Source organism: Clostridium fermenticellae (assembly GCF_003600355.1).
GTDB lineage: Bacteria > Bacillota > Clostridia > Clostridiales > Clostridiaceae > Clostridium_AV > Clostridium_AV fermenticellae.
The window spans coordinates 1,645,399-1,666,385 of the sequence record NZ_CP032416.1; the positions used below are offsets into that span (position 1 = coordinate 1,645,399).

Here is a 20,987-nt window from a genome sequence, read left to right on the forward strand (position 1 = left end):
TTTACAAATTTCTATCTAATTCGCTATTATGCTTTTCATAGATTGATTTTTATCCGGATTACATGTTGAAGAGCTCTAATATTTCATTTTCTGATAAATTTGCAAAACTCTTTTCACCTGATAATTCATCTCCCATTAGTTCTGATATGAGCTTTTTCTTTTCCTCTTGAAGTTGTATGATCTTTTCCTCAATAGTACCTTTTGCTATAATTTTTATAACTTCAACCACCTTTTTTTGCCCTATTCTATGTGCCCTGTCTGTAGCCTGTTCTTCAACAGCCGGATTCCACCACGGATCAAAATGTATAACCACATCTGCGGAAGTCAAATTAAGCCCCGTTCCGCCAGCCTTAAGACTTATTAAAAAAACCGAACTGTATCCTTCATTAAATTTTTTTACAATATTTATTCTTTTTTCGGATGACATTGTTCCATCTAGGTAACTAAATGGAATTCCGCAGGCATCAATTGCTTTTCCTATCTTCTTAAGTACAGATGTGAATTGGGAAAAAACAAGTATTCTATGTCCCTGCTCTGTACTCTTCTCCAGTAATTCAACTAATGCCTTCATTTTACCGCTTCCACCATTATAATCTTTTATTATTACTGATGGATCCAAACATAGCTGTCTTAATTTAGTTATATATGAAAGTATCTCTATTTTTGAACTCTTAAATTCATCATCCTGCACTTTTTTCTTAATGAGATTCATTGCATAATCAGCATATATTTTATATACCTTCTTTTGTTCATCATCTAAGGTTACCATAAATTTCTTTTCTATTTTTCGCGGTAATTCCTTCATAACATCTTCTTTTCGCCTTCTTAAGATGAATGGACTTATGAGTTTATTAAGTTCATCTAAAACACAAGGTTCTTCCTTAAATCTTTTATAATATTTAACACTGAAGGTTTTTTCATCATAAAGATATCCCGGCATTATAAAATCAAATATAGACCAGAGTTCCATAACTGAATTTTCTATTGGTGTTCCAGAAAGCGCAAATTTTAACCTTGCCTTTATTTTTTTCGCGGCCAATGCATTCTGAGAAGATGGATTTTTTATAAATTGTGCTTCATCCAGTATTAGGCAATCAAACTCAAATTTATTATATATATCGATATCATTTTTAAGCAAATTATAAGTTGTTATAATCACATCATAATCTGATACATTTTTAAATTCCTCTTCTCTCTCTTCTTTCTGACCATTTAATGCTTTCACTTTTAATGAAGGTGCAAATTTTTCAAATTCATTAATCCAGTTATATATTAATGATGTAGGTACAATTATAAGTGATTTATACTGCTTATTGGACAACAAGAAAGCAATAGTTTGAACTGTTTTTCCAAGACCCATTTCATCACCTAGAATCCCACCAAATCCAAAGTATTCAATAGTTTTAAACCAATTGTAGCCAACCTTTTGATATTCTCTTAAATTAGCTTTCAGTTCTTTGGGTTCCTTAAATTCAAGTTTACTTATTTTCTTAAATTTATCTTTTATCTTCTTTAGTTCATTCTTTCCCTTTATATACCTGATACCATTTTCCTCGATAAAATTCTCTAAAAAAATGCCCTTACTTTTTGGTATATGAATATTATTTTCTATATTTCTTTCAGAAGATGCTGCATTTAAAAATCTTAAAAAATTCTTGAGCTCCAGCTCCTCCAAGTCAATATACTCTCCATTTTTCAATTTATAGTATTTAACATTATCTCTAAATGCCTTTAAAATATCAGAGATTTCCTTAGAATCAATATCTTTTATTTCAAATTTCATTTCAAAATAATCATACTTTCCCTGCCTTATGTCAGCTCTTATACTATTTTTAGTTATAGATTTTATACCCTTAAAATTTTCCGAATAATATACATCACCTATTTTTTGAAGTTTATTTATATCATTTTTAAAAAATAAAAATGCACTGTCCTCATCTCTTGTAAAATAAAATTTTTTATTATTACTTATAAAACCCAAACTTCTTATGAGATTAAGAACTCCATTTTCGTTTTTTATATCCCTATATATAATTTTTTCTTTATAATCATCAAATGTATTGAACTCAATTTTTCCATAAATAACTTTTACAATTAAAGTTATATCTTTATGTTCCCTGTCAAAATAAAAATTAAACCCGCACTCATCTACAACTATTTTATCCTTTATGTTTCGTGAAAGTGCTAAATATGGGGACAAAAAATTTAAATCGGGAATTAATTTTCTAAGAATCATATCCTCATCTGACATTTCCATGTCTATACTATTATCTTTATTAAATACCTCTATATACGGCCTTATTTTGTAACAAAAATCATATTCAGAAAGGTATATCGTACTTCCGTATAAAAAAACATCATTTTTAGAAGTTAAACTTGTAGGCATTCCTCCCTTTATTTTTAATATATATTTATCTTTTTTTAGCTCAAGGCTAAAATTTATAGGTGGATTCTCAAATAATATTTCCGTTTGGATTTCTCTATAAAAAAAGCCATCATTTAAATAAACTCTATGACTGCTTATAACTTCAAAAAAATTTCTTACCAGATAGTCTGGAATAATTATATATTTACCATCTATGCACTTATTTGAATTTCTATTAATATATTTACGTGTATTTTCAATATCCCTTAAAGTTTTTATGAAATCAATTAATCTCTTATCTTTTATATTAAATTTCTGATTTCTTACATTAAATGTAAAATTTTTACTATAGGTTATTGGTATCTTATTATCATATGATAAGAGAAACCTATCAATATCTTTTAATATATACAAACTTCGTGAGGACATAGAGCTTACTCCTATTTTAAAATCAACTTTAAGCCTTCTATCCCATTCTGTCTTGTTTAAGTATACCTCAATTTTTATTTCTTCTTTATCGTCCTCATCTCCCAAAAGCATATGAAGCTCACTATCATCCCTTTTAAAGATATTATTACTCTTAATACTTTTCCCACTCAAAAGAGGATTCTTTATAAGATCATCTAGCGCTTTATAAAAAGTTGCAACTAAATGCTTGCAGCAGTAATTTGTTTTTTTAAACTCATTTTTTTCATAATCCTTACAGCTGCAGTAAGTTGAAAAAATACTTTTATTTTTTAAGTCTATTTCTATTTTTGTACTGTACTCATTAAAAAGGCCTTCAGAAATTACAGATGCATCTATATAAATTAAATTTTCATCATTTTTGATAGTTAAAGACGATACAAGATCATTCTCAAAAATCCTTCTCCCTTTATCATAATTCTTACCGCTAGTTTGTTTATTAAATATATTAAATAGTATCTCTTTATCCAAAACAATTTCTCCTTAAAAGTTTAATATCCAAATTCTTTAATTATATCATAAATCAAATATACTTTCATCATACCCATAATTTCAAATCATTCACAATAAAAGAAACTGCCCAGATTCTCTGAGCAGCTTCTTTTTATAATTAGTTATATTATTTTGCAGTATTTTCTTTAATTGATGGAAGAATTGTTTCAACTTCTGAATGTGGACGAGGTATAACGTGAACTGATATTAATTCTCCAACACGTTGTGCAGCTGCAGCACCAGCATCTGTAGCAGCTTTAACAGCTCCAACATCACCTCTAACCATAACAGTTACTAGTCCGCCTCCAACATATTCTTTACCTATTAAATATACGTTTGCTGCCTTAACCATAGCATCAGCTGCTTCTATTGATCCTACTAATCCTCTAGTTTCTATCATTCCTAATGCATCATATTTAACCATTTTAAAATCCTCCTAAAATATCTTTAATTTTATTTTTATTTTAATTTTTAATTATAAGCTATTTTACTATTGTTATTTTTGACTTTGGGTTGATACCCATAGCGTTTGCTTCTTCAACATCAAGATGACATTCAAGACCTGAAGTATCATTAGCCCTTATAGCCACATTATTGAATACTCCACCTCTTAAACCGTCAATTTTTATAGATACTATATCTCCATCACAGACTCCTAATACTTTAGCTTCTTCTGGTGTCATGTGAATATGTCTTTGAGCTACCATTACACCCTCTGAAATTTGCACTGTACCCTTGGGTCCAACTATTGTGATTCCAGGTGTACCGGCCAAATCACCAGACAATTTTACATGTGATGATATACCAAGTTTCCTACAATCTCCTGCTAATACTTCAACCTGAGATTTACTTCTAACAGGTCCAAGAATTCTAACCTTTTCAATTGGTCCTCTTGGTCCACAAAGTGTTACAACTTCCTTACAAGCATATTGTCCTGGTTGGGATAAATCTTTAATCCTCGTAAGTTCATATCCTTTACCAAATAAACATTCTAAGTCTTTTTCTGAAAGATGTACATGTCTATTGGAAATACCCACCGGGATTTCAGATATATTAGCTTTAACTTCATTTTTTGCTGCATTACTTTTTACTGTTTCCAGTAAAAGCTTTAAAACTTCTTCTACATTAGCTACACCAGTACTCATTAATTTGCCCCCTTGATAGCAGCAATTATTTGATTAACTAAATCTGCAACTCCTTCATTGTTATTACTTGAAGCAGTAGTGCAATTGCAATTATCATTATTTGAATTGCAATTTTGAACTTTATTTAAAGCTTCTGCAGCTGCTGAAATTTGAGCTGGACTCATATTCATAAATGTCTTTTCAGCTCCACTTAAGCTTTCAGTTGTATGACAAGTTTCAGTGTTAACTGAGCAATTAAATGTTGGGTCATCAGCAACTAATGTTGCACAATTTTTTATTCCATAAGCAACTCTCTTAATGTTTATAAGATGTTTTGGAGTAACATTCTCAGATACTGAGCTTCCACCCCATGTTCCGCATCCTAATGTAAATGCAGGGCTAAGTCCTGTGCTTGCTCCTGTTCCACCCTGGCTTCCACCAGTATTAACAAGGATACGTGAAGCTGGTTTTTTAGCAAACTTTAGAACCATATCTCTATCATTAGTATGAATGTTCATAGTATGTCCAATTCCGTTTTGTAATAATTGAATACTTAAATCACATGCTTCATGCCAATCTCTTACTGTATAAAATCCTAAAACTGTTGTAAGTTTTTCATATGAAAGTGGGTATCCATCACCTACACCATTTTGTTTTCCTATAAGGACTCTTGTTCCTTCCGGAATTTGAATTCCTGCAGCACTAGCAATAACTTGAGGGCTTCTTCCAACAAACTTAGCACTCATAGAATGACCACCATTCTTGAATAAAAGTTTGCAAACTTTATCAGTTTCCTCTTCTGTCATGAAATATCCACCTTGTCTCTTAAATTCCGCAACAACTGCGTCATGATTACATTCTTCACAAACTACAGATTGTTCTGAAGCACATATTGTACCATAGTCGAAAGTTTTACTTGCCATAATATCTGTAACAGCAGCTTTAACATCTGCAGTTCTTTCAATATATGCTGGAGAATTTCCTGCTCCAACACCAATAGCTGGAGTTCCTGAACTGTAGGCAGCTTTAACCATTCCTGGTCCACCTGTTGCTATTATTAAAGAAACCTCTTTAGATTTCATAAGTTCATTTGTAGCTCCAATAGATGGTATACTTACTGCAGTTATAACATTCTCTGGAGCACCAGCAGCAACAGCAGCCTCGTTCATTAATTCAACTGCTCTAAGTGAGCATTTTGAAGCAGCTGGATGTGGTGAAAATACTATAGCATTACGTGACTTAATTGCAATCATAGCTTTAAAAATAATTGTAGAAGTTGGGTTTGTCGAAGGTACTATACCCATAACCAATCCAACTGGTTCAGCTATCTCTATAATCTTATTTACAGGATCTTCTTTAATTACACCTATAGTCTTCATATATTTTATCGAATCATAAAGTATTGTAGCTGCCATATGATTTTTATAAGCTTTATCTTCTACTTTTCCAAATCCTGTTTCTTCAACAGCCATCTTTGCAAGACAAACTCCATATTCTTCTGCAACTTTAACCATATTGCGTAAAATTTTGTCAATCTGCTCTTCAGTGTAATCAGCAATTTTATTAGCTGCTACCTTTCCAAGCTTAGCAAGATTTCTCGCTTCTTGTATGGAGCGTAAATCTTTATCAAACTTTTCCATTGTTTCATACTTCCCTTCGTAGAATTAACCATAGCTATTTTTTCTCATAATATATTTTAAATTTAGCAATTAGCAAATTCTTGTCTGCCTTTGAAATCGCCCTTCCTGTAATTACAAAATCCTTGTATTCACGAGCCAGATTTCTAAGCTTGACAACTTTCAATTTAAGTAACATTGAAAGAGTTTTTTCTAAGCCATTTTCATTTACTAATTTATTTACATCTTCTCTATGAAGATTTTCTAACTTAAATTTGTGGAATTTCCCTGAATCTGAAATATCTGTATCGTTTTTATCTTCAACTTCATCTTTTATATTTTCTTCATCATCTGTTGCAGTTTCTGGTTGTTCATAAATTAATTCTTCATCTTCAACTTTAGTCAATATTTCTTCTTTATTAGTGTCTATAACTGCATTATTCTCTTCTTTATCTATAACTTCATCATGAAAATCTCCATCTTCAGGATCATCAGGTCCAATTATAGTTTTCAATTCATCATGTGGACGTGGAATTACATGTTCCGAAATTAAAAATTCTTCACCAATTCCCTTAACAGCTGCTGCTCCAGCTTCCACAGAAGCTTTTACCGCACCTACATCACCATTAATTGAAACAGTAACAAGACCTCCGCCTACATAAGTTTTCTCTAAGATACTTACATTTGCCGATTTAACCATTGCATCGGCTGCTTCAATAGCTGCAAGTAATCCTTTTGTTTCTATTAAACCAAGCGCTTGCATAGGTTATCCTCCTAATTTTCTATAAAAGATCCGCCCAATTTGCTGGATATGTTGCATAGAATAACTTAGCCTTATCTGGTGAACCCCAAACTACTTTAGAGCCTGATGGTACAAATAATACATCACCGGCATGAGCTGTATATGTCTTTCCATTGATTTCAACTGTCAAAGTTCCTTCAATAACATAGTCAATCTCTTCATAAGTCAATTCCCAGTCAAATTTAGAGTTTTCAATTATTAGAAAACCTGCACTCATTTTGGACTCTTCTTTACTTACTAATTCTTGATAAAATACCTTATTTTCAGGATTTCCAGTATCAAATACATCCATTTTTACTGAATTTCCTCTAACAACCTTGAGTCCACCAGGATCAACATCTGCCTTGAATAAAGAATTCTCTGATTTCAAACATTCAAGCATTTTTTGAAGTAATCCTTTGTCCATCATTGCTTTAAAGAAACTAATAAGTTGATCAGAATTCATATCATCTACATTTAATGGAGCTTTGACCTCACACTCCCCCGCATTATCTTTAGAAGCCTCTGTAGAAAATACTATTCCATTGTTTTTTGCAAGATCTTTGGCTGATGGTGTAATTATTTCACTACCATCTATAACAAATACCTTTTTCTTATTCAGTATTGATGCCTCAATATCTTTTGCACTCACTAATTTTTTCACTATATCACTTCCTTTCAAAATGTTAATGCTATTGAAACTATGTTACTCAAACTTGCAGTCCTCATCAATTATTCCAATAACAACTGCATCAACAGGTACTTCATCATCACCTAACATTCTACGGGCAGAAGATCCGGTACTAATTATTACCCTGTCTCCAATACCTGCACTGATATTATCTACAACTATAAGTCTTCTTCCAGCATTTGATCCGCCTATCTCTTCTGCAAGCATAAATTTAAGTCCATTAAGTGATTCTTCTTTTCTGGTTGCCCAAACATTATCAACAAGTCTTGCTGCTATCATTCCTATTTTACCTCTTTCATTTTTAATTTAATTTGGCTCAATGCAGACTCAACTGATGATGTATCACCAAAAATTCCAATCAGCATCATGTGCTGAGGACAAGTTCCTCTAATATCTTCAACAGTAACTCCTACAGTTTTCTCAGCAATATCAGCTGCATAAATCATATCAATAAGTTTACCTTGAACGAGCCCTATAGCATCAATACTGTCAACATCTGTATTACAATTTGCACCCATTCTTCTCTTTAAAATGTCCTTGGTACTTTGGGAAGGTGATTTTATAATCCTAAAATCCACTTTAACCACTCTCCATTACTCTATAATATCTTGTGTACAACTTAACGCTATACCAAGTGGTGTAACAAACATAGGATTTTTAGGTTTGTGTGTGTAAATTCCTGTTTGCTTTGCAATGATTTCCTCAATTCCGGTAAGGCAGCAGGTACCACCTACCAGAGAAATCTCTTCTACATTGTAATTTTTAATATTATAGCTAATAATTGCTGCAACTTTTTCAACTACTGGCTTAAGTACCGGCAAAATCTCTTTATGATTTTTATAATCTCTTTTAAACTCATCAGCTTCTTTAAAAGACATTCCATACGCACCTGAGATAACCAATGAAAAATGAGTTCCACCTGTAGGTTCATCGACAACATGAATAACTTTTCCATCTTTTAGTATTGATATTCCTGTAGTACCTCCACCAACATCTACAACTGCACCATTTTGAATCTTAAGCACAGCATTGGCAGCAGTCGGTTCATCTAAAAGACGGGTAAGTTCAAATCCAGCAGCCTGAACTACATTCTTTATTGCTCCAGAATCCAAGCTATCTGTTCCAGGTGGTATTGCAGCTGCTGCATAAATTAGTTCGGTGTTTAACTTTTCTTCAATTTCTTCTTTAAGTTCTCTTACTATTCTTACTGCTCCAATATAATCTACAACCATTCCATCACGAACCACATCCGCATATCTGTATGCACCTGCAACAGGCTCATAATTTTTATCAAGAACTGCTAGTACTATACATGCAGTACCCAAATCTACACCTGTATAATAAATAGAAGAATTATTTACAATTGGTTTTTCTACAACTTCCTCAAACTTTTGAACCATATCATCACAATATTCAAAAGTTAATTTTTTCTCTGACATTGTTTTCCTCCTATTATTGAACAAATCAATTGAGACAGTGAATTAATAATTAAATTAAGATTTTTTATTATGCCATCCTTTAAATCATCTTCATCTTTATATGCATCAATCACTTCAAAATATAACTCTCTTACATTGCATCGAAGCAAATGAATTCTTAATATTGAACTGCTCTTATCTAGCTGCATATGAAATTCTGTTATTTCAAAACAATCCTCAAGTTCAGTTGTGCAATTTGATGAATTTATTCCTGTACATTCTTTAAGATAAATGACTTCAAGTGAAGCTTTTCCTTCTACAACATTTCTTATGTTAGAGATTTTTCTTCCTAAATTTATAACACTTTGTGCTAAAGTAACATCTTCTCTTAATATTTCACTGCTAGTAACAAGAAATGCTGCCTCTATAGATTTTAACTTACAACAAAGCTTATTTTTTGAACCAAAATTATCTTGTTTCTCTTTTTCTACAGTTTTTACACTAACCTGAAACGGTTCTGCAGCTGCTGGTTTTTCTACCTTCTTTTCAGCAAAATCTTCAGTAACCAATTTTATTTTCTTATCTGAAAGATACTCAACTGCTCCAGGTGTGAGACGTTGTCCCTGTTCTAGTTTATAACTATCAAAGGGTTCTTTTCTGTATATATCTCTTAAATATTCTTCGGTAATAAATTTAATCATCGACCTTTACTCCTTACCTTTTCAAATAAATACTGTTTTAAGGCATCAATTCCTGCATCTTCAACTGTCCCAAATATTATTTTATTCACAGGAGTTAAATCACACTTTATCCTAATACCAATTACTGAACATCATATCCTAATTATCTATTTAAAATAGTGGTTAGTGCCTAATTACTTTTGCACTCAAATCATACTTCTGAATCCATCCTTCTATTTTAGCTAAGTCTTCATCAGTTAGACTTGGATCACCCTCTATTTGATAGTCCATTCCAAGCTGCTTATATTTATTTACACCCATTTTATGATATGGAAGTAAATCAACACCTTTAAAATTTTTATAGTCTTTATACGGTTTTAAAAATTCCATTACTTTTTCAATATCCTCTTGCCTATCATTTACACCTTTAAGTAATGGCATACGAATTTTAACATTATACTTACGGCGCAAAAGTTCCCTAAGATTTTCTAAAATACGCTCGTTTCTGACCCCAGTCCATTTAAAATGTTTATCAGAATTAATATGTTTGATATCGAATAAGAATAAATCTACAAATTCTGCAACCTTAAGTACTGATTCTAATTTTGCATAGCCGCAGGTTTCAATTGCAGTATTTATACCAACTTGCTTACATGCCATTAAGAGATTTTCTGCAGCTTCTGGCTGCATCAATACCTCACCGCCACCTAGTGTAACTCCTCCACCAGACATATCATAAAAGGTTCTATCTTCTTCTACAACTTTTAAAAGTTCAGATATAGTCTTAAATTCTCCAACTATTGATAGAGCAGAATTAACACAGGCACTCACGCATTTGCCGCATCCAATACAATCAATATCACGATTGACCTCATGTTCCATAGTTTCATTATTTATAGTGTGTATTCCTACAGGGCAGGCAGTAACACATGCCCCGCAGTTAATACATAAATCACTTTTAAACATTACTCTATTTTTTCTAAGCATTCCTTCAGGATTTGCACACCACTTACATCTAAGAGGACAACCCTGAAAAAATACTATAGTTCTTATTCCATTTCCATCATACATATTGTATTTTTGTATATTAAAAATCCTAGCTTTCCGTTCAATTTTATTTAAAATTTCATTATCCATATTTTAATCTCCAATTTGCCCACACTGATTTTTAATATATAAACATTTGATTTAGAAATGTGTAAGCATTGTTCTACTTATGATTTCATCCTGAACATCTTTGCATAATTCAACAAAGAATGCACTGTATCCAGCAACACGAACTATTAAGTCTCTGTATTGATCTGGATGTTTTTGAGCTTCAAGCAAAGTCTTATTATCTAGATAGTTGAACTGCATTTCTCCAAGTTGAAGAGCACAAGCACTACGAAGTAATGTTATAATTCCCTGTTCACCTTCTGGTGTATCAAGAAGTCCTGCCATCAATTTGAAGTTATGAACCATACCTATATTCATATTGTCACAGCTCATCTTAGAAACAGACTTAATTATAGCAGTAGGTCCCTTATGGTCTGATCCCTGTGATGGACTTATACCATCTGATAATGGTGTCCAAGCCTTACGTCCGTTAGCCGAAGCTCCAGTCATTTGTCCAAATGGTGTGTTATTCGATATTGATAAAGTACCATGGCTAAGTACTGAATATAATGTCTTATATTTACGGTGTTCCATTTCAGTAAAGTTAATCAAGTCAGCAGCAATATAATCTGCATAATCTTCATCATTACCATACTTAGGAGCTTCCATACAATCTTTTCTTAACATTTCATATCCAACAAAATCAGCTTTTAATGCATCATTCAATTGTTGTAATGTATATTTTTTGTCATCAAATACTAGCTTCTTTATAGCTGCCATTGAGTCTGTGTAAGTAGCAAGTCCACTCCATACAACTCCAGGTCCGAAGTTATACATAGCTCCTCCTGCTTCTACTCCTTTACCTTTCTCCATGCAGCCTTCATACATGATTGACATAAGTGGCTTTGGTGCAAGTTCTCTGTGAACACGTTGAGAAATTACTGTTGCAACATCTGTCCATTTAGTTATATATTTTATCTGTTCTTTTACAGCTGCATCAAATTGTTCATAAGTTTTATATTGGCTTAAATCTCCCAGATCCGGGCAAACTTGTTTTCCATACCATAGTGGTACACCATGATTAAGTACAAGTTCTATACATATAGGCCATTGAGTATATGCTGTAGAAGTCCATTGATATAATCTTCCTGCCTTCTGTGGCTCAACACAGCCCATTAAGCAGTAATCTCTTGCATCTTCTATTGAAACACCTTTTGCAAGCATTATTTTTATATGAACATCGTCAAAGTGGCATGCCGGAAAACCCATACCTGCACGAACTACCTGAACAATCTTCTTAAGAAATGCCTGTGGTGAACTCTTGTGTATACGACAAGCTAATGATGGCTGATATATTTTAACATGACGAACAGCATCCATTAAAAGATACGTAAGATCATTAGTAGCATCCCTTCCTTCTCTTGTTACACCACCAACGCACATATTTACAAATGGTTGATATCCAGCAAAGAACTTAGAACCACCTTCACTTGTTATCCACATCATTTCAGACATCTTTATAAGCATACAACCAGCTAATTCAAATGCCTGAAAATCATTCATACGTCCTGATTCAATATCTGCTTTATAGAATGGATACATATATTGATCCACACGTCCTATTGACATACCTGTTTGGTTTTCTTCAACTACAAGTAATGATTCTATAGTCCAAACAGCTTGTATTGCTTCCCAAAATGTTTCTGGCTTATGTGCTGGAACTTTAGCATTTACTTCTGATATCTTTAGAAGTTCTGCCTTACGCTTAGGATTAGTTTCTTTAGCGGCAAGCTTGGCAGCATAATCCGACATACGTTTAGCATATGTCATAACACCTTCAGTAGTATCAATTACTGATTTATAGAAATATATTTTATCTATATCTTCTGGATTTTCATAATCAAGAGTAGCTAATTTCTCTTTTGCTTCTCTTTGGATATCAAGCATACCTTTTTTCATAAGTATTACATCGTATCCAGGATTTGAATCTCCACCACCATTTACTGCATGATATGAACAATCTGATACAAAGGATTCACCAGAAAGTTCCCACACACCAGCTTCACGATATTGATCTTCACAATATTCATCAACTGATTTTCCTTTCCAAAATGGAAATAATTCTTCACGCATAACTTTTTTATCCTCTTCTGATATATAGAAAGGATCTTGAGGACGTGTTGCTATTGTATCAATTTCATCTTCCATCCATCTCCAAGCTATATCAGGTGAAAAAGCTCCTGCACGTGGTTTACCGTTTGGTGCTCCAACTATAAGTTCATTATCCTGAATTACAAGTGGTGCAGTTTCGCAGCAATATCTGAAGCACTTACCACGTAAAACAGACTTAGGCGTTCCAGGATTTTCTTTAGCTATTTTAGTAATAGCTCTTGCTCTATAAGTTGTTATACTTGGAACTTGTTTTAAATAATTTTGTTTTAACTTATACAAACGTTCTGTCATTCCATCTGGAATTTTGCCGCCATTGTCACCAATAATATATTTACAAGATGACTCTTCTTTAGAAGATGGTTCTGACTTTGTTACTTCTTTGGAAACACTAGAGAACATTTTTATTAAATTTGAGCGTTCCTCTTCGGACATATCTTTAGTAGCTTCCATAAATTTTGTTGAAAATTCACTAATATCCAATTCATTACCCCACATTCTTCAGTATATTTCATATTTTATATATGATATCTATTTAAAGTTATTTATAACTCTCGTTAAAATATCTTCAAGCAATTTAATATTGTCATCTGTTTCTTCTGAATCCAATTTACATTCTTTACATCCCTCATTAATCAATGTATCAATAAGTTCATCTACTTTTCGAACGCCATACCCAACTTTACGTACATATATTAAATTCATAGGCGACACATTATCTGAAGTCATTCCTTTCCCTGCGGAACCACTTCCTAAAGTCATTGATGGGAATAAATTTGTAGTTGCTCCCATGCTTCCAAAAGTTCCCGGAGTATTCACAAGTACTCTTCCAACTGGCTTTTTAAGTGCAAACTGACGAATAACTTCTTCATCTTTTGAATGTATAACAAGTGTATGTCCCTGTCTTTCAGTAAGTAATAATTCTATGCATTTTTCACATGCATGCATCCAATCTTCTTCTATATAAAAAGCTAAAACAGGGCAAAGTTTTTCTTTTGAATAAGGATTATCTAATGAAACATATTTCTGTTTTGATACAAGAATCTTTACATCATCTGAAACAGTGAAGCCGGCATTTCTAGCTAAAAATTGCGGTGATTTACCTACAGCCTCTAAATTTTCTCTTCCATCCTTCTCCAAACAAACTGAAGCAAGTTTTCTGGACTCTTCATCTGTCATAAAATATGCACCATTTTTTTGAAGTGTTTCTTCCACTTGAGATGCAATACAACTATCAACAACAATTGATTGTTCAGCACTTGAAACAATTCCGTAATCAAAGCTTTTGCTGTCAATAATATCCTTAACGGCCTGATCTATATCTGCCGTTCTTTCTATAAATACAGGACCATTTCCATTTCCTCCATAGATTACTGGTTTACCGGATTTATAAGCTGCATCAAGCATATCGGGTACTCCAGTATTCATTATAAGTGAGGTATATTTATGATTCATAAGTTCCAATGAACCACTTTCGCTGACTGTATGCAAGCATGCAAGTGCACCGTCTGGAAGTCCCACACCTTCTGCAGCTCTAGTTAAGATATCAACTGTTTTGCAAATTGTATTTTGGGCCCTTTTATGCGGTGAAAATATAATCGCATTTCCTGATTTAATAGCAATTAGCGCTTTATATATAGTTGTAGAAACTGGACTTGTAGCCGGGCAAAATCCTATAATTACACCCATAGGTACTCCAACATCTAATGTTTTTCCAACTACATCCCTATTTATTATCCCTACACATCTCATGCCTTTAAGTCTATTTCTTAAATACTTGCAAATAAAGTGGTTTTTTACATATTTATCTTTCCACTTTCCATAGTCAGTTTCATCATTAGACATTATGGCAAGTTCTTTCAGATGTTTTTCAATTTCTTCAACCATACGTTCAACTATTTCATCAAGTTTTTCCTGTGAAAAGGTAGCTAATTTCTTCTGTGCCTCTCTGGCATTTTCAACAAGAATCCTAGCTTCTTGCATGGAGAGCAAATCATTATCAATAATATTCATTCTTCTCTCCCCCTCTTTTGAAAATATCATATATTACTTCTGTTCCGGTAAAAGTCCTTCAATAGCATAACGCTTAATTATCTTTTGAAGATCCTGATGAGGTCTAGGTATAACTACATAACTATATAAATTTGCATCCTCCATAGCGTTAACTGCAGCTACGCCAGCATCAACTGCTGCCTTACAAGCGCCAACATCACCTTGAACTAATACAGATATATATCCAGAAGCTACATTTTCATATCCTACAAGTTCAACTTCAGCTGCTTTGCACATCGCATCTGCTGCTTCTAAAGCAAAAACCAAACCAAAAGTTTCAATTAATCCTAAAGCTTCATATCTTGCCATAAGTATATCCTTTCCTTTCTAAGCATCAATATCGTGCACTGAAACAATATCGCCGACTTCATTTATAGGACGCGGCATCACATTGTGTGCTGTTAGTTTTCCAATAGCTCGAGCTGCTGCTGCACCTGCTTCAACTGCGGATCTTACAGCTCCAACATCCCCTTTTACTATTACAGTTACGAGAGTTGAACCAATATTTTCATATGAAATAAGCTCAACATCAGCTGCTTTGAGCATTTTATCAGCAGCATCAAGTGCAGGAACTAACCCTATAGTTTCTATTAAGCCCAAAGCTTCATTCCCATAATACCTCATTTATATCCCACCTTCCTGTTTGTTGAGTAGCTATATTAATTTAACAAATATCTCTAAGAATTCATTCTAATCCTTAATATAATTGTTAATAGTAGCTGCGCCTTCCTCATTGGCATGATAATAAACTATTAATTCCCCATTATTATCAAGTTCAAATCTTGTTTCTTCAAGTAGACCATTTGCTTCTGCTGTCATTAGTGCATTTATAACTGCTTTCTTCTTTAAAGCCTTAAAATTACCATAGTCACCCTTTAAAGCTTCTATTACATCATCAGCAGAAGCTTCTTCAACTTTAGTGAAATGCTTTAAAATCGCATAATTAAGTGGTTTCATCTAGTTTACACCTCCAAGATCGTCCTCTTTTTTTCTAAACAAATCAAGTGGATTCATTGCTATTACAAGAATACCAAAAATCATTATTACAGCTCCAATCCAAGCAATTGGTGGCAATGACCATCCAGGCATTCCGCCGTAAATTCCTAAAAGTAACAAGCAGAAAAATGGTCCAAAGAATGAATACGTACCATTACAAGCTGTACCAAGACCTGCTCCACACATACTATTTCCTGCATACCATGTCATAAATGTAACAACAGACATAAGTCCACTTAGCGCAAACCATATCATTGCAGGACCACTTGTAAATGCCTGTGATGCAAGATTAAATGATTTACCTATAGACCCAGCTGCAAGTGCGAAAATTGGAACCATTATAAATAAATTTGATAAACCAGAAGTAACCTGACGGATACATATACCAATCTCATAGTCAATCATTGAAGTACCATATCCAGCCACACAACCTTCAAATCCCCATCCAAGTGCTGCTATGATGGCTATAAGGAATCCTATAAAAGTCTTTGTTGATGCAGTACCTTTAAACCCGGTACTCCCAATTAAAAAACTTGCGAATACACATATTAAGATACCAACAGCCATTCTCTTATCAAGTTTCTGATTAAATAAAATTTTACCAAGTATTGCTGCTATAGCAGGACAGAGAGCTGATATAGGAACAACTATTGATCCAGCCATCTGAATTGCTATAACATAAGCTGTTCCAGCTATTGGTCCGCCTATAAAGGCAGCTAACATCATGATGGCACCAGGTTTGCTTTTAATGCATCTTAAGAAATCTCCAAACTTGCCCTTAAAAATAGAATATAAAATTGCCCAACCTGCACTACAGACATCATTTATTGCATTTCCTAATGCCGCAACTACATATGCTATTACAAATGCTGATAAGCCAGCTTTATTAGCACCATACCAATCAGCCCATATACCTTTTGTCATACCCATGGTCAAAAATGCTGTATACATACCATATGTAAGTCCTGAAAATAAAGCGATTGATATACCCTTTTTAAAAAAATTGCTTTTTAATTTTTTCTTTGCCATCAGTGCTTTAGGGTTTATCGCCGTTGAAACTTCCATCATAAAATAAAAACTCCTTTCAATTTACCTGTTCTTTTTTATTAAATAAATCCATAGGATTTACTGCTATTATAAGAATGCCGAACATCATTATTATGGCCCCAAGCCAAACGATTGGAGGTAATGCCCATCCTTTCATTCCACCCATAACACCGAGAACTATCCAACAGCAAAACGGTCCCCAGAAAGAATATGTACCATTACATGCCATGCCAAGCGCTGCACCACACATGCTATTACCGTTGTACCAACTCATATATGAAACAAAGGCACAAAGTCCGCTTAATGCAAACCATATCATTGCAGATCCGCTTGTAAATGCTTGAATTGTCAAGCTAGTTGTAAATTTAATATTGCTGCCAAATATGATACTGAAAAAAGGTACTAATATAAATAAATTTGAAAGTCCTGATGTTGCTTGGCGAATTGTAATACCTATTTCCGAGTCGATCATCGAAGTACCATAACCGGCCACGCAGCCTTCAAATCCCCATCCAAGTGCTGCTATAAAAGCTATGCAGATTCCAAATAAAGCTCCTTTTTGAGCACCACTGCCTATACTGGCACTGCCAATCATGAAACTTGATATGACACAAATAGTAATTCCAAGTATCATATGTTTATTTAATTTTTGTTTAAATAATATTCTTCCTAAAATAGCACCAATAGCCGGACAAAGAGCAGTAATTGGAATGACAATTGATCCAGCTTTCTGAAGTGCCACTACATAAGCAGTACTTGAAATCGGTCCGCCTATAAGAGCTGCTAACATCATGATAAAACCGGGTTTAGTTTTGATGCATCTAAAAAAATCTCCAAGCTTTCCTCTTATCGCTGCATAAATCACTGCCCAAACTGCACTACAAGTATCGTTTACGGCACTGCCGAGTGCTCCTAATACATAAGTCACAACCACTGCTGATAATCCAGCTTTACCGCTATACCATGTATTCCAAATTCCCTCTTTCATACCAAGGGTTAAAAAGGCTGAATAAAATCCATACATAACTCCAGAAAAAAGACCAATGGAAATACCTTTTTTGAGAAAATTAGATTTTAATCTGTTCTTTGCAGTAACAGTCTCGACATATACAGCATTTGAAATTCCTTCCATAAAATAGAACCCCTTTCACTAATATAATATTTAGTGGATTTTTAACATGATTTTAATGGAACTATCTTATGATTGCTATAATTTTGGATATTTTACTTGTAAATTGTTAAACAACCTTTCATATATATCTTTTAATTAGATTATATTCTTTCCCCTATAGGGGAAAGTCAATATTTTTTTAACAAAAATACGTCACAAAACTTCAATTTTATACATATATGACTTAATTAAAGCTATTAAGTAGCATTACAATATATTTATAAATACTATTTTGATATATTCCATTAACACTTTCACATTAATTATTGCATTTATTTTAACAATCAATTCTATATTTCTAGATTAAACATTCCCCTTAGGGTAATGTTTTAAATTAAATTAATATGTCTGTTAAAATTGAATTTTTAAATAAAAAGGTGATAAATAATTATACTTTAAAATAATTATTTATCACCTTTTTACTATCTTCTAATTTTTATAATAACTTCTGTTATAAATCTATTAGTATTTTGAGTTGTCCAATAATCTGTTACATACCTTTCATAACATTCTTCAAAACATTTATATCCATGATTTTCGACCCAATTTTCTATTTTTTTATAAGTCTCGCCAATATTTTCGTGTTTGCCTATATGATAACAACATGCTGCGAGCCAACCACCGTACTCTATACTTTGTTCATCCTTGCATTTTAATATCGTCTGCTGCATTATTTTCATACTATTACATTTTCCATTCATCTTGTCTTTATACGATGGAAAATTTATTATTACAGGACCTGTTATTGCATTGTTTACACTATCTATATAATTACAAAATTCTATATTTATTATAGAATCCATATAATCATATTTAAATTCCTGATTTAAAAATATAAGTTTTCTACTATCTATATATTTTACAGATACGTCAATTACATTATTTGCAAGTACCATTTCTGCTTCATCTATAAGTTGCCTCCAATCCTTAATTGATCTAATTTTTAAATTTATTTCTTTATCTATATCTTCTAATTCATCAATTTTTTTTCTAAAACGCCTGTCAACATATTCATAACTGGCCCTTCCTCCTAGAAACTCACGCATTTCATCTAATTTAAAACCACTCTGTTTATAATACCTTATTACTGGCACTGTTAATAAATTTTTTTTACTGTAATATCTATATCCATTTTCATCGCATACTTTATCAGGTGATAATATTTTCATTCTATCATAGTATCTCAATGCTTTTTTAGTTATTTTACATATTTCTTCAACTTTCCCTATAGAATAAAACTCATCAGCCATATTTTTCCTCCTAATTACATATTTAATTTAATATAATTAAAATTATAGTATATTTCAGAAATATTCTCAATATTTTTTGCATCACAAAAAACCACTCATTATTGAGTGGTTAATATACGTCTTATTCTAAAACTCTATTTAGAATATTTGTCAAATCTACTGCCGATGCTTCTCTAGGGTTAGCCGTTGTACATACGTCCTTAGAAGCTGCTTTTATAATTTCATCCTTATACTTTATGGCAAGTTCCATATCTGCACCTTGCTCTTTAAATGTCTTGGGGATCTTAAGTTCCTCTTTAAGTGCTACTATGCTTCTGATTAAATTATTAACACCTATAATTACATTCGGAGCGTGTAATTTTAATAATTTGGCAAGTCTTTGGTATTTTTTAGCTGCTATACTATACTCAGAACTAAAATTAGTACCACTTAAATTGGCATTATATTCAACTACATATGGAAGTATTATAGCATTACTTCTGCCATGCGAAATATGTAATTTTCCGCCTATAGCATGTGCCAAACTATGACAAATTCCAAGTCCAGCTGCATTAAATGCCATACCAGCAAGACATGATGCATTATGAAGTTTTTCTCTTGCTAATATATTATTACCATCTTCGTAAGCTTGCGGTAAAAATCTAAATGCTAAAGTAAAAGCTTTCTCTGCAAGAGCATCTGAAAAATCAGTTGCATTTTTTGACACATAAGCCTCCATTGCGTGTGTGATAACATCCATTCCTGTATCAGCAGTAATAGCCTTAGGAACAGACTTTACCAATTCGGGATCAAGAATAGCTACTGTTGGAAGAAGTGATTTATTTGTAAGTGCATATTTTAAAGATTCCTGTTTATTCGTAATTACTGCATATTCTGTTACTTCTGAACCTGTTCCGCTTGTGGTAGGTATAGCATAAAAATCCTTTATTACAGTTGATGTTCCTTTAACCTTTTTTGCATATTCTCTTATTGCTTTGGCTCCATCAATTGAAGAACCCCCGCCAAGAGCTATTATGACTTCAGCGTTACAAACCTGAAGTTTTTGAATACCATTTGCAATAATTTCCACAGATGGATCAGGTACAATATCACTATAAATAGCTGTATCACAACCATCAAGTTTTTCCTGCACTTTTGCAGCCATACCTGAAGTTTCCATGAACTTGTCACATACAATTAATACTCTTTTATTCTTTATTTCGCTTAATTTGTTTAAAGCGCCTTCTCCAAAACAAATTTTTGTATTAATACTAAATTCCTTCATATACCTAATCTCCTCACAAAAAGTTTAAGATATGAATGAATTAGTCGTTCTCAAATTTAAAAATAAAGTCAATCCAAAATTCAACAATCAAAGTAAGTTATTAGAAATCATATTGTATATATTATATCAATATTCGATCATTAATACAATCCTTTTCAATATTAAATTTAAATATTATTAATAGATAAATCATTATCTTTCCAAATTGATATCACACATATTTCATCTGAATAAGAATATTTCAAATTCTACAATAATTGATTGTTAGATTTTTAATATAAAATTCTATACTTCTTTATTAATATAGTGTC

The 20,987-nt window shown here is 32.7% G+C and carries 20 protein-coding genes; all 20 read right to left on the reverse strand.

The genetic code is table 11. From position 1 onward, the window contains the following. Positions 1 to 58 precede the first annotated feature (58 nt). On the reverse strand, positions 59 to 3,301 hold the full coding sequence (locus D4Z93_RS07655; protein WP_119972095.1) for a DEAD/DEAH box helicase: 3,243 nt from the start codon (positions 3,299 to 3,301) through the stop codon (positions 59 to 61). Positions 3,302 to 3,449: 148 nt separating this feature from the next. Next, positions 3,450 to 3,746 carry an ethanolamine utilization microcompartment protein EutM gene (gene eutM, locus D4Z93_RS07660; RefSeq protein WP_119972097.1) on the reverse strand — a complete coding sequence of 99 codons (297 nt, stop codon included), beginning with the start codon at positions 3,744 to 3,746 and terminating at the stop codon, positions 3,450 to 3,452. A gap of 58 nt (positions 3,747 to 3,804) precedes the next feature. After that, positions 3,805 to 4,467, reverse strand: coding sequence for a phosphate propanoyltransferase (locus D4Z93_RS07665; RefSeq protein WP_119972101.1), 663 nt, complete (start codon positions 4,465 to 4,467; stop codon positions 3,805 to 3,807). After that, positions 4,467 to 6,086: an acetaldehyde dehydrogenase (acetylating) gene (locus D4Z93_RS07670; RefSeq protein WP_119972104.1), complete on the reverse strand. Its 1,620-nt coding sequence runs from the start codon at positions 6,084 to 6,086 to the stop codon at positions 4,467 to 4,469. The genes D4Z93_RS07665 and D4Z93_RS07670 overlap by 1 nt, the downstream gene beginning before the upstream one ends. A gap of 34 nt (positions 6,087 to 6,120) precedes the next feature. Further along, entirely contained in the window at positions 6,121 to 6,825 is a 705-nt protein-coding gene (locus D4Z93_RS07675) for a BMC domain-containing protein (RefSeq protein WP_119972107.1), read from the reverse strand. 19 nt (positions 6,826 to 6,844) lie between these two features. Continuing rightward, on the reverse strand, positions 6,845 to 7,507 hold the full coding sequence (locus tag D4Z93_RS07680; RefSeq protein ID WP_119972110.1) for a cupin domain-containing protein: 663 nt from the start codon (positions 7,505 to 7,507) through the stop codon (positions 6,845 to 6,847). Positions 7,508 to 7,549: 42 nt separating this feature from the next. After that, positions 7,550 to 7,813: a EutN/CcmL family microcompartment protein gene (locus tag D4Z93_RS07685; protein WP_119972111.1), complete on the reverse strand. Its 264-nt coding sequence runs from the start codon at positions 7,811 to 7,813 to the stop codon at positions 7,550 to 7,552. A gap of 2 nt (positions 7,814 to 7,815) precedes the next feature. Continuing rightward, positions 7,816 to 8,112, reverse strand: coding sequence for a BMC domain-containing protein (locus D4Z93_RS07690; protein WP_119972114.1), 297 nt, complete (start codon positions 8,110 to 8,112; stop codon positions 7,816 to 7,818). A gap of 15 nt (positions 8,113 to 8,127) precedes the next feature. After that, positions 8,128 to 8,973 carry an ethanolamine utilization protein EutJ gene (eutJ, locus tag D4Z93_RS07695; protein WP_119972117.1) on the reverse strand — a complete coding sequence of 282 codons (846 nt, stop codon included), beginning with the start codon at positions 8,971 to 8,973 and terminating at the stop codon, positions 8,128 to 8,130. Continuing rightward, positions 8,955 to 9,653 (reverse strand): cobalamin adenosyltransferase, encoded by a 699-nt coding sequence (locus D4Z93_RS07700; RefSeq protein ID WP_119972119.1) that lies wholly within the window; start codon positions 9,651 to 9,653, stop codon positions 8,955 to 8,957. The genes eutJ and D4Z93_RS07700 overlap by 19 nt, the downstream gene beginning before the upstream one ends. A 162-nt stretch (positions 9,654 to 9,815) precedes the next feature. After that, positions 9,816 to 10,769 carry a choline TMA-lyase-activating enzyme gene (gene cutD / locus D4Z93_RS07705; RefSeq protein WP_119972122.1) on the reverse strand — a complete coding sequence of 318 codons (954 nt, stop codon included), beginning with the start codon at positions 10,767 to 10,769 and terminating at the stop codon, positions 9,816 to 9,818. 51 nt (positions 10,770 to 10,820) lie between these two features. Continuing rightward, the gene (cutC, locus tag D4Z93_RS07710; protein WP_119972125.1) at positions 10,821 to 13,379 is read right to left on the reverse strand and encodes a choline trimethylamine-lyase; all 2,559 of its coding nucleotides are present in this window, start codon (positions 13,377 to 13,379) and stop codon (positions 10,821 to 10,823) included. Positions 13,380 to 13,427: 48 nt separating this feature from the next. After that, on the reverse strand, positions 13,428 to 14,909 hold the full coding sequence (locus D4Z93_RS07715; protein ID WP_119972128.1) for an aldehyde dehydrogenase family protein: 1,482 nt from the start codon (positions 14,907 to 14,909) through the stop codon (positions 13,428 to 13,430). Between the two features lie 33 nt (positions 14,910 to 14,942). After that, positions 14,943 to 15,257, reverse strand: a complete 315-nt coding sequence (locus tag D4Z93_RS07720; RefSeq protein WP_119972130.1) for a BMC domain-containing protein — start codon at positions 15,255 to 15,257, stop codon at positions 14,943 to 14,945. Between the two features lie 18 nt (positions 15,258 to 15,275). Further along, positions 15,276 to 15,572 carry a BMC domain-containing protein gene (locus D4Z93_RS07725; RefSeq protein ID WP_119972132.1) on the reverse strand — a complete coding sequence of 99 codons (297 nt, stop codon included), beginning with the start codon at positions 15,570 to 15,572 and terminating at the stop codon, positions 15,276 to 15,278. 66 nt (positions 15,573 to 15,638) lie between these two features. Continuing rightward, entirely contained in the window at positions 15,639 to 15,905 is a 267-nt protein-coding gene (locus D4Z93_RS07730) for a hypothetical protein (protein ID WP_119972135.1), read from the reverse strand. Further along, positions 15,906 to 17,012 (reverse strand): hypothetical protein, encoded by a 1,107-nt coding sequence (locus D4Z93_RS07735; RefSeq protein ID WP_119972138.1) that lies wholly within the window; start codon positions 17,010 to 17,012, stop codon positions 15,906 to 15,908. It abuts the gene before it with no gap. A 16-nt stretch (positions 17,013 to 17,028) separates the two neighbouring features. Next, entirely contained in the window at positions 17,029 to 18,123 is a 1,095-nt protein-coding gene (locus D4Z93_RS07740; RefSeq protein ID WP_119972140.1) for a hypothetical protein, read from the reverse strand. A gap of 461 nt (positions 18,124 to 18,584) precedes the next feature. Beyond that, positions 18,585 to 19,412 (reverse strand): MerR family transcriptional regulator, encoded by an 828-nt coding sequence (locus D4Z93_RS07745; RefSeq protein ID WP_119972142.1) that lies wholly within the window; start codon positions 19,410 to 19,412, stop codon positions 18,585 to 18,587. Between the two features lie 121 nt (positions 19,413 to 19,533). Continuing rightward, positions 19,534 to 20,676, reverse strand: a complete 1,143-nt coding sequence (locus D4Z93_RS07750; RefSeq protein ID WP_119972145.1) for a 1-propanol dehydrogenase PduQ — start codon at positions 20,674 to 20,676, stop codon at positions 19,534 to 19,536. Positions 20,677 to 20,987: the final 311 nt, after the last annotated feature.

What these genes read in the sequence shown, in the direction of transcription:
- D4Z93_RS07740 (WP_119972140.1), bottom strand. Translation starts at nt 18,123, where the DNA reads ATGGAAGGAATTTCAAATGCTGTATATGTCGAGACTGTTACTGCAAAG.
- D4Z93_RS07700 (WP_119972119.1), bottom strand. Translation starts at nt 9,653, where the DNA reads ATGATTAAATTTATTACCGAAGAATATTTAAGAGATATATACAGAAAA.
- D4Z93_RS07670 (WP_119972104.1), bottom strand. Translation starts at nt 6,086, where the DNA reads ATGGAAAAGTTTGATAAAGATTTACGCTCCATACAAGAAGCGAGAAAT.
- D4Z93_RS07745 (WP_119972142.1), bottom strand. Translation starts at nt 19,412, where the DNA reads ATGGCTGATGAGTTTTATTCTATAGGGAAAGTTGAAGAAATATGTAAA.
- eutJ (WP_119972117.1), bottom strand. Translation starts at nt 8,973, where the DNA reads ATGTCAGAGAAAAAATTAACTTTTGAATATTGTGATGATATGGTTCAA.
- D4Z93_RS07720 (WP_119972130.1), bottom strand. Translation starts at nt 15,257, where the DNA reads ATGGCAAGATATGAAGCTTTAGGATTAATTGAAACTTTTGGTTTGGTT.
- D4Z93_RS07735 (WP_119972138.1), bottom strand. Translation starts at nt 17,012, where the DNA reads ATGATGGAAGTTTCAACGGCGATAAACCCTAAAGCACTGATGGCAAAG.
- D4Z93_RS07750 (WP_119972145.1), bottom strand. Translation starts at nt 20,676, where the DNA reads ATGAAGGAATTTAGTATTAATACAAAAATTTGTTTTGGAGAAGGCGCT.
- eutM (WP_119972097.1), bottom strand. Translation starts at nt 3,746, where the DNA reads ATGGTTAAATATGATGCATTAGGAATGATAGAAACTAGAGGATTAGTA.
- D4Z93_RS07715 (WP_119972128.1), bottom strand. Translation starts at nt 14,909, where the DNA reads ATGAATATTATTGATAATGATTTGCTCTCCATGCAAGAAGCTAGGATT.
- D4Z93_RS07665 (WP_119972101.1), bottom strand. Translation starts at nt 4,467, where the DNA reads ATGAGTACTGGTGTAGCTAATGTAGAAGAAGTTTTAAAGCTTTTACTG.
- D4Z93_RS07685 (WP_119972111.1), bottom strand. Translation starts at nt 7,813, where the DNA reads ATGATAGCAGCAAGACTTGTTGATAATGTTTGGGCAACCAGAAAAGAA.
- D4Z93_RS07725 (WP_119972132.1), bottom strand. Translation starts at nt 15,572, where the DNA reads ATGAGGTATTATGGGAATGAAGCTTTGGGCTTAATAGAAACTATAGGG.
- cutD (WP_119972122.1), bottom strand. Translation starts at nt 10,769, where the DNA reads ATGGATAATGAAATTTTAAATAAAATTGAACGGAAAGCTAGGATTTTT.
- D4Z93_RS07730 (WP_119972135.1), bottom strand. Translation starts at nt 15,905, where the DNA reads ATGAAACCACTTAATTATGCGATTTTAAAGCATTTCACTAAAGTTGAA.
- D4Z93_RS07675 (WP_119972107.1), bottom strand. Translation starts at nt 6,825, where the DNA reads ATGCAAGCGCTTGGTTTAATAGAAACAAAAGGATTACTTGCAGCTATT.